This is a genomic window from Chryseobacterium sp. KLBC 52 (genome assembly GCF_003347605.1).
In the GTDB taxonomy this organism is placed as follows: domain Bacteria; phylum Bacteroidota; class Bacteroidia; order Flavobacteriales; family Weeksellaceae; genus Chryseobacterium.
On sequence record NZ_QDFZ01000010.1, the window covers coordinates 167,485 to 175,557 of the forward strand.

The window sequence follows — 8,073 nt, forward strand, 5'->3', positions numbered from 1 at the left end:
TAATGTATTCACTTATGAAATACCTGATTCTGCTATTTCTGTTTTTTTCATTGCAGTATAAAGGACAGTTACCCTACATTGATCCCATAGGTCTATTGGAAAGGTATTTAGAGAACAATGCCACTGATGATTATGAAAAAGCTACCAAAAAAAGCCTGGATGAGCTGGGCCAGATTGCAGCGATCAATGAAGTTGAAAATGCAGCGAGGACTACCATTTCTAAAAAAGACCTTATCAACTTTGCCAGGTACTCCAACGTCTGCAACCCTTATTATAATCCCATTAAGAAAAGCAAGTGCAGAAAGAAACTGGCATATATTAAAGCTGCGAACAGCATATTGGAAGAAGCATTTATAGCAGGGGTAGGGATAAACATTAACCGCGGGAACAGAGAAAAGCTGGATGCAGGATTTATGAATACGTTAAATTTTCTGATTCAGGAACTGGAAGCAATGAAATATGAGGCAGAACAAAGTAATCTATTCTACAGATTAGGTCTTATCCCTAAGTAACTTCAATATTTACATCTATAATAAGTTTTAATAATACAGTATTATGAAAGTATTAACCATCTTGTGTTTTTTTACATTTCAGCTGTTTTCAGCTCAGTTTGTACATCTTGCCATTCATTTGAATAATACCGATTCAGATACCAGGAAAAAGCTTTTAGAAATTGCTGGGCATACGGCGGCAAGAGCTATACAGCTAAAGCTTCAAAATGATTACCTGGAAGAAATGATTAAGAACGATGAAGAATTTTTAGAAAGGAATTATAAAAAGTCAGCTCAATTTGATAAGCAAAACAGCTTTATTGCTAATTCTGTAAAGACCGGAGCTTTAGGTGCAGGGCCGGTTATATTGAACAAGTTTAAAAAACTTCCCTATATAACCAATGTTAAGAATAATTATTTACAATCTTTAGCATTAAATAAGGCAGCACTTGTTTCCCTCCAGTATGTTGATGTCTCCAAAATAAAGGCATCTGAGAGACAGGAAATTTATAGAATTCGCGATCAGTTATTAAGAGTATATTCTAAAAATGATAAGGAAGTTTTCGGTGTGATGGCTTTGCCTGCTTTGGCATTTCTGATACAGAGCAGCCCGGAACTTATCCAGTTGATCAAGAAACTTGAAATTGTATTCTAGTTTTTCGATACTATTTTGTTTGTAACACAATGATAAAGTTATTTCAATATGTTTAGGTTTCTGATAGTTCTGTTACTATTGACTTCGATTAGAGCTTACTCTCAACCGGTTTCCAATAACCCTATCGGTCCGATTTCAGATGTTCCTTCCAATCTTGGATCAGGTGCAATTATTTTTGAAAAATATGCTTTGAAGGGAAGGGAAGAAACAACCGAACAAAGGACTAAGGATTTTTTAAAAGAATATAGAAAAAGGCTTATTTATTATCCTGGATCTGTTGCCTGGCTGTTTACAGTAGATGGTATCATCAACAATGTTAAAGACAGAGCCCGTCAACTCAGACAGGATAATGAGCAGCTTTCTTTCCTGTATTATTCAAAAAAGAAAGAAAACAGAGTGTATTTGCTTTCAGCAGACAGACAGATTGAGAATATGTCTTCCCATTTTTTAAATGGTGAAAAAGCTGCCATTATGGGAGAAAAATTTAATCTGTATGAAGACCTGAGATCCTCACTGTCTGCAATTAACCGCAAGCTTGATAGGGTAGAAGATAATATCAAAGGAAGTACCCTCAAGAGGAAATTAGTGCAGCAGTCTGCTAAATAGTTAATCTAAAATTTTTAAAGTCATGAATAAATTATACATCAAATCACTTGGTGTTAGGACATTTTTCGCAGGACTGTTATTGTTGTCTGTATTCTTCAAAGCTCAGATTGTAATTAATTGGACATGGAGCTGGTCAGCTAATGATCTTCTGTCAAAGGAGTATTACAAGGATATGGCCACAGCGCATAGAAAGCTGAATGGGTATGCGGCACTAAAAACAGGTCTTATGAAAAGAACAAAAGATATTTATATAGAACCTAATCAGGAGCTTACCCGTATCTCATCAGGTTTAACTTCAAAAAAAAGCGATATCCTGAACTTTGTATCCGGAACAAGCTATGATTATATAAAGTATAAGTATCCGATAGTGGCTGTTTCCCCGCTTTCAAGTGGTAAACTTTCCAATGTTTTGGTAAGAAGAAGATTCAAAACAAAATTTGATTCGGAGAAAGAAAATATCACCAATTATCTGGATGCTGCGAACTATATTCCTGAAGGAGAAAGGCTGCGCCTTATTCAGCAGGCACTAGACAAAGTAATACGAGTAACACTGGAAGATGAAACATATTAAATCAATATCCGCGTTTTTGCTGCTTTTTAGCTTTAGTTTTTTTTACACTCAGACCTGGTCTTTTGATATTAATGATTATACCGTTGCAGCAAGCAAAGCTGGAATTGTTCTAGGATTAGGGGGAGAAATTTATCTCAAAGACGAACAAAATAAGTTGTTTGAAAAACTTATAAAACTGGAAAAAGAGATTGATGACAAAAAAAGCATTAAAAGTGTACAAAGCCTCGCGCTTGCTGCTGCTGCCATTGCTACGATTGAAAGCACCAAAAATGATATACAGGATCTCAGAAAGGTAATAAGCATCATAAAATACAATCCATTATTTATTAAACATTCACTGGGAAAGAAATCCGACGATCTGGCCACTGAAAACAGATATTTGGAAGAAGCCCAATCTGACTATTACAGATATTTAGCATCAGGAATCCTTTCCGGAGGTTTGGGACAGGTTTATACAGTTTTTGGAAAACTGTTAACAAGGATTTTGAAAATCAGAGCCGCTGTTTTGTCTATAAAAAAGGATCTGCAGTCTCTGTCGGTAATCAATAAAGTCTTAATAAAATAATAGCAGGAGTAAGATGAGCAACATGCAAAAAGCAGTGATGTTTAAAAATACAAAGTAAATGACAATACAAGAAATTTTAAATCAATACAGATCAATTCTTCAAGGTAGAATTGATCTCTTTATTAACGAGTCGAGACCCTATGTTCTTCTCATGGCTGTTACACTTACTTTTGTTTTCGTAGGGTATAAAGTAATGAAAGCAATGTCTGATCCGGATGAAAAAATGGGCCGGGATGCTCTTTTAAGGCCTATTCTCACTCTTATGGCTATTACATTATACATTCCATTGGTAAAATTATTATTATTTGATACAGTGGATATTGTATCAGAAATTGTAAAACACGGCGCCTATAGAGTGACAGGACGTAGCCCTGCTGATTTTGAACAGGCCTTTCAAAGCGGGATCACCCATGTGCAGGGAACAGGAGCAGACGGAAATGGAGTATATGATCTGCTGCAGGTCAATCCTTTTTTAGAATTTATCCACATCATTATTTACTTTGTTGCTTCTGTTGTTGGGGGATATATATTAATGAGACAATTATTGATGATATTCATCTATTATATTTTGGGAATGTTTGCTTTACCGTTTTCACTGATTATATCTAATGAAAGAATTCTGAAGTCATGGTTCTTCGGATTCTTGTCAATACTGTTATGGGAACCCATATTAACGATTATGAAGGTGATTATCGTTCTTTTACCTGTTGGAAATACAGCATTTACTAATGTTCTCCTTTCTGTTGCTTTTCAGGTAATTATGATCCTTATGATATTAAAAGTTCCACAATTTGCGAATCTTCTGGTAGATCCTGAGTCAGGTAACAGATTTAGTAATAAGGCCGGTTCTGTTCTAAGAGGCGCACCTGGAAAAGCTTATGATACAGCCGGAAAAATTGTTAATAAAATAAGAGGAAAATAATCAATCTTATTAAGCGCTTTGAGTGATAGAGTAGGCACAAAGAATGAATACTTGAAACTCCAATAGATACAACAATTATATAACAATTCAAAAAACACTACTCTGAGATGACAGAGAATACTTTTAAAAATAATGCCTGCGAAATAGTATACTCAATACTTCAGGCCAGGCTTTCAGATGTCCAGATGGATTGGATGAAAACAGTGATGCTATTTGAAGATGAGACCCATTTCTTCGAGAACTTCGGACTGATTTCCCAAATGATCTCACCCGTTTCACCAGAATGGAGCTCATCTGAAAAAATTAACCTTGAACAATTGTATCCGGGCCTTACCTCCGGACAATGGAACCTTCAGCAGCTCTGCCGGTGTTTACTGATGATTTATATTCCTGAAGATCAGAATGTAGCTGTCATAAAAAAACTAACGCAGCTAGTAGATATCAGTGAACTGATCAGTATCTACAAAGGAATTTTCTTCCTTGAAAATGCCTGTGAGTTTGTTCCTCTTGTTGAAGAAGGTATCAGTATCAATATCACTTCTGTTTTTGATTCCATAGCCCTTTTAAACCCTTTTGCCACTAAATATCTGCCTGTGGATTCCTGGAATCAGTTAGTTCTTAAGGCTCTCTTCATGCAACGTCCACTGTATAAGATCACCAATTTGGATCTGCGCAAAAATGAAAAGCTGGTTTTTATCGTTACTCAGTATATTCGCGAAGAATGGGCTGCAGGAAGAACAGTATCCCCGGAGGTATGGCGTTTAATGGATGGATACGTCAATAAGGAGGTCACAGCATGTCTGGTGAAAGTCATCGAAGCAGGCGACCGGCTGTCAAAGCACGCAGCCATTATTGTGCTCAGAGAAAATGCTTCCAATACATGCAATAATATATTAAGGCCTATCAATATTACCTTGTGGAACTATATCGGAGAACAATATTACCGTCAAAATAGAGAAATGTAAAAATTGATCAAAATGATGAGTTTTGTTGATCTCAAAATAACGTGTATTTTAAACTAATAAATAGTAAGATTTAGATTTTGACAATAAAAATATTAATACGTTCCTTATGAGTTTGTAAGTGTCTCAATTATTGCTCTAGGATTGGATAGCATATAAATTTTTACTTTTCATTGGGAGGCAAAATCATCTAAAGAGGTTTTTGCCTCTTTTTTTGTGTAGAAGCTTTGGAAATATCTTTTATATCTGTAAAAGTAAATAAATAGAAGCAGCTGAAATGAATAGGGGATGAAAAAAGAAAGATGGGCATAACGCCCATCTTTCATTGTACACTTACATACTAATAATACACTATATCCTTAAAAAGTTTCCTGGCTTATTCCGACTTCAATACCATAAGGCTTAAAATGATGAAATTTAGTGTTATGAATAATATGATAGTACTAAAAATCGGAAATTGATCATGTGGATATATTTTTTATACTTAAAGAAGTCCTTCTAACTTTTATTTACTTTGAGTATTAATAGTAAGTATACATCAACAACTTAATGATGACAAACTTATTAAAATAGCTTAAGTAATAAGAAATAGAAGGTGTAGATATAAAACCACATCAATGAAGTTATAGATTGCCATGTGAAGTAGTTTTTGATTTAAGGGTAGAATAAAAAAAAGATGAGCTCAATGAGCCCATCTTAATCCTGTATCATCGTAAAAATACAGGCAGCTAAATAGAATGAATGTTAAATGATTCTTATTTAAGGGATGTCAATAGAAATAAGCATAAACACAATAACTTTAATAGTATTTCTTTTATGAAGCAAAGCTATACAATTATACAGCTTGGCTGACTATCAGAGCTGTAGTTATTTAATGATAGGTCTGACGTTTTTTATTGTGATTATTAAAGGGTTAAAGTTGGGGGAAGCCCTGCAGATTTAAAAACATAGATTTACTTATTGATAACCCATCGACAGTCAGTGACAATCCGAATACCGACCGAAATTTGTAAGCGTTATCAGGCTGTGTAAGCAATGATTACTAAAAATGGATGGGACATACTGTTTTATTCAATAAGGTCTTTATTAGGGTAATTAAGGCATAGCTGCAGTTGCTTTTTGTCCAGTTGATTCTCCCAGTTAGCCACCACAACGGTAGCCACAGAATTACCAATAACGTTTGTGATAGCTCTGCATTCACTCATAAACTTATCAATTCCTAAAATAAGGGTCATTCCGGTAAGAGGAATTTCAGGTACAATAGCCAATGTTGCTGCTAAAGTAACAAAGCCTGCTCCTGTAACTCCTGCTGCTCCTTTAGAACTGAGCATGGCAACCAGAACGAGGGCCAGCTGTTTTTCAATGGGAAGCTGGATATTGAGAGCCTGGGCAATAAAGAGGGAAGCAAGAGTCATATAAATATTGGTTCCATCAAGATTAAAAGAATAACCGGTAGGAACTACAAAACCAACAATAGTTTTTGAGCATCCTGCTTTTTCAAGCTTTTCCATAATCCCGGGCAGTGCAGATTCTGAAGAACTCGTTCCTAATACCATAAGAACTTCTTCTTTAAGATAAACAATGAGTTTGAAAATATTAAATCCATTGTACCACGCTACACCTCCTAAAATAATAATAACAAACAGGATAGAGGCGATATAAAAAGTACCCACCAAAAAAATCAGATTTAAAACAGAATAGAGTCCGTATTTCCCGATCGTAAATGCCATCGCTCCGAAAGCACCGATAGGGGCAAGCTTCATCAGCATATGAACAATTTTAAAGATAGGAGCTGATAAATTCTGCATAAAATCGATGATATTTTGGCTTTTATCTTTAGTCAAAACCAAAGCAACCCCAAGTAAAATGGAGACCAAAAGTATCTGAAGAATATTATCACCCACAAGAGGACTGAACAAAGTGTCCGGAATAATATTGGTGAGGAATTCCGCAATAGTAGTTCCATGGGCTTTCTGCTGGTATTGGGAAATATCACCCGAAAGATTGGCGGGATCAATATTTAATCCGGATCCGGGCTGCAATAGATTTCCTATAATAAGTCCGATGAAAAGTGCCACGGTAGAGAAGGTGAGAAAATAGATCATCGATTTTACAGCGATTCTTCCCACTTTTGTAAGGTCTGTCATATGAGCAATTCCCAATGTGAGGGTAATAAAAATAACCGGTGCTATAATCATTTTAACCAGTTTAATAAAACCGTCACCCAACGGTTTCATTTTCTCACCTATTTCAGGATAAAACTGGCCTAAAAGTACGCCGGCAATGATCGCAATAACAACTTGAAAGTAAAGCTGCTGATATATTTTTTTTGATTTCATAAAGGGGTTATAATATTATATAATAAGGCTGTTATAATTCACGGGAATGCACGGCAAACAGAAGCATAGACGTTCGGCAGCGCAAAAAGAAAAGGACATTCTTTTCAAAGGACTATTTTTTATGTGCTTGATTCCGTTCTCCCATCCTTACGAGATCAACGGCGTTTTTTATATTTAATTTTTTATAAATTCTTGCTTTGTAAGTGCTTACGGTAGAAAGGTGCAGGTTCAGCTCATTCGATATTTCAATATTTCCATACCCTTTGATCAACAGATCAAATATTTCCTTTTCTCTTTCGGATAACATTTCCAGCGGATTGATGGGAGTGTCTTTTTTAGCTGAAGACACGAGTTTTTTTACGATATCCGGAGAATAATATGTTCCGGTTTCAAATATTTGCTGAACAGCTTCCACGATATTATTTTCATCCGATAATTTATTAATGTAGCCGTCAGCTCCTTCAATGATATACTGTACGGCAATATCATTGTCATATACTGAAAAAACCAGGATTTTAAGATGGGGCTGTATTATTTTTATCTCACCAATCATACCCAGGTATTTGCTTTCCGGCATATTGATATCTAAGATCAGCAGGTCAAACGACTCTGCATATAGTTTGTCTGTGAGTTCCGTATAGGATTCTGCGCAGGAAATTTTCACATCTTTGTGGTGAGATTCCAGAATTAAGGTGGTTCCTAATCTTACTACAAAATGATCATCTGCAATAATAATTTTCTTAATCATATTTTTTAATTTTAATGGATACAACAGTTCCCTTTGGGGTATTGTTTTTAAATTCAATTTTACCATTGATCATCATAAGAAGCTGAAGAATAAGATGTAATCCTAAGCTGTATTTTTGTAAAACCAGTTTTTCATTTTCAATATTATCCTGAAGTTTTTCATAATAGGTCATTTGTTCCCGGCTCATTCCCTTACCCGTATCTTTTACCTCCAG

At 35.4% G+C, this 8,073-nt stretch carries 10 protein-coding genes; 7 read left to right on the forward strand and 3 right to left on the reverse strand.

The window, feature by feature from the left end; translation table 11 throughout:
- The first annotated feature begins 2 nt into the window (after nt 1-2).
- From DDF69_RS12820 to DDF69_RS12850, 7 genes are all read left to right on the forward strand, one after another.
- Nucleotides 3-512 carry a hypothetical protein gene (locus tag DDF69_RS12820; RefSeq protein WP_114821125.1) on the forward strand — a complete coding sequence of 170 codons (510 nt, stop codon included), beginning with the start codon at nt 3-5 and terminating at the stop codon, nt 510-512.
- Between the two features lie 43 nt (nt 513-555).
- Nucleotides 556-1,146: a hypothetical protein gene (locus tag DDF69_RS12825; protein WP_114821126.1), complete on the forward strand. Its 591-nt coding sequence runs from the start codon at nt 556-558 to the stop codon at nt 1,144-1,146.
- Nucleotides 1,147-1,194: 48 nt separating this feature from the next.
- The gene (locus DDF69_RS12830; RefSeq protein WP_114821127.1) at nt 1,195-1,752 is read left to right on the forward strand and encodes a hypothetical protein; all 558 of its coding nucleotides are present in this window, start codon (nt 1,195-1,197) and stop codon (nt 1,750-1,752) included.
- A 22-nt stretch (nt 1,753-1,774) separates the two neighbouring features.
- Nucleotides 1,775-2,323, forward strand: a complete 549-nt coding sequence (locus tag DDF69_RS12835; RefSeq protein ID WP_114821128.1) for a hypothetical protein — start codon at nt 1,775-1,777, stop codon at nt 2,321-2,323.
- On the forward strand, nt 2,310-2,888 hold the full coding sequence (locus DDF69_RS12840; protein WP_114821129.1) for a hypothetical protein: 579 nt from the start codon (nt 2,310-2,312) through the stop codon (nt 2,886-2,888). Before DDF69_RS12835 ends, DDF69_RS12840 begins: the two co-directional genes overlap by 14 nt.
- Before the next feature lie 58 nt (nt 2,889-2,946).
- A complete protein-coding gene (locus DDF69_RS12845; protein WP_162800927.1) occupies nt 2,947-3,810 on the forward strand; it encodes a hypothetical protein in 864 nt (287 codons plus the stop codon).
- Nucleotides 3,811-3,917: 107 nt separating this feature from the next.
- The gene (locus DDF69_RS12850) at nt 3,918-4,775 is read left to right on the forward strand and encodes an EboA domain-containing protein (protein ID WP_114821131.1); all 858 of its coding nucleotides are present in this window, start codon (nt 3,918-3,920) and stop codon (nt 4,773-4,775) included.
- Between the two features lie 1,064 nt (nt 4,776-5,839).
- Here DDF69_RS12850 and DDF69_RS12855 read toward each other — a convergent pair.
- From DDF69_RS12855 to DDF69_RS12865, 3 genes are all read right to left on the reverse strand, one after another.
- On the reverse strand, nt 5,840-7,111 hold the full coding sequence (locus DDF69_RS12855) for a dicarboxylate/amino acid:cation symporter (RefSeq protein ID WP_114821132.1): 1,272 nt from the start codon (nt 7,109-7,111) through the stop codon (nt 5,840-5,842).
- A gap of 112 nt (nt 7,112-7,223) precedes the next feature.
- A complete protein-coding gene (locus DDF69_RS12860) occupies nt 7,224-7,859 on the reverse strand; it encodes a response regulator transcription factor (RefSeq protein WP_114821133.1) in 636 nt (211 codons plus the stop codon).
- Nucleotides 7,852-8,073, reverse strand: a 222-nt coding sequence (locus DDF69_RS12865; RefSeq protein ID WP_228411987.1) for an ATP-binding protein, incomplete at its 5' end; no start/stop codon positions are given. The genes DDF69_RS12860 and DDF69_RS12865, both read right to left, overlap by 8 nt.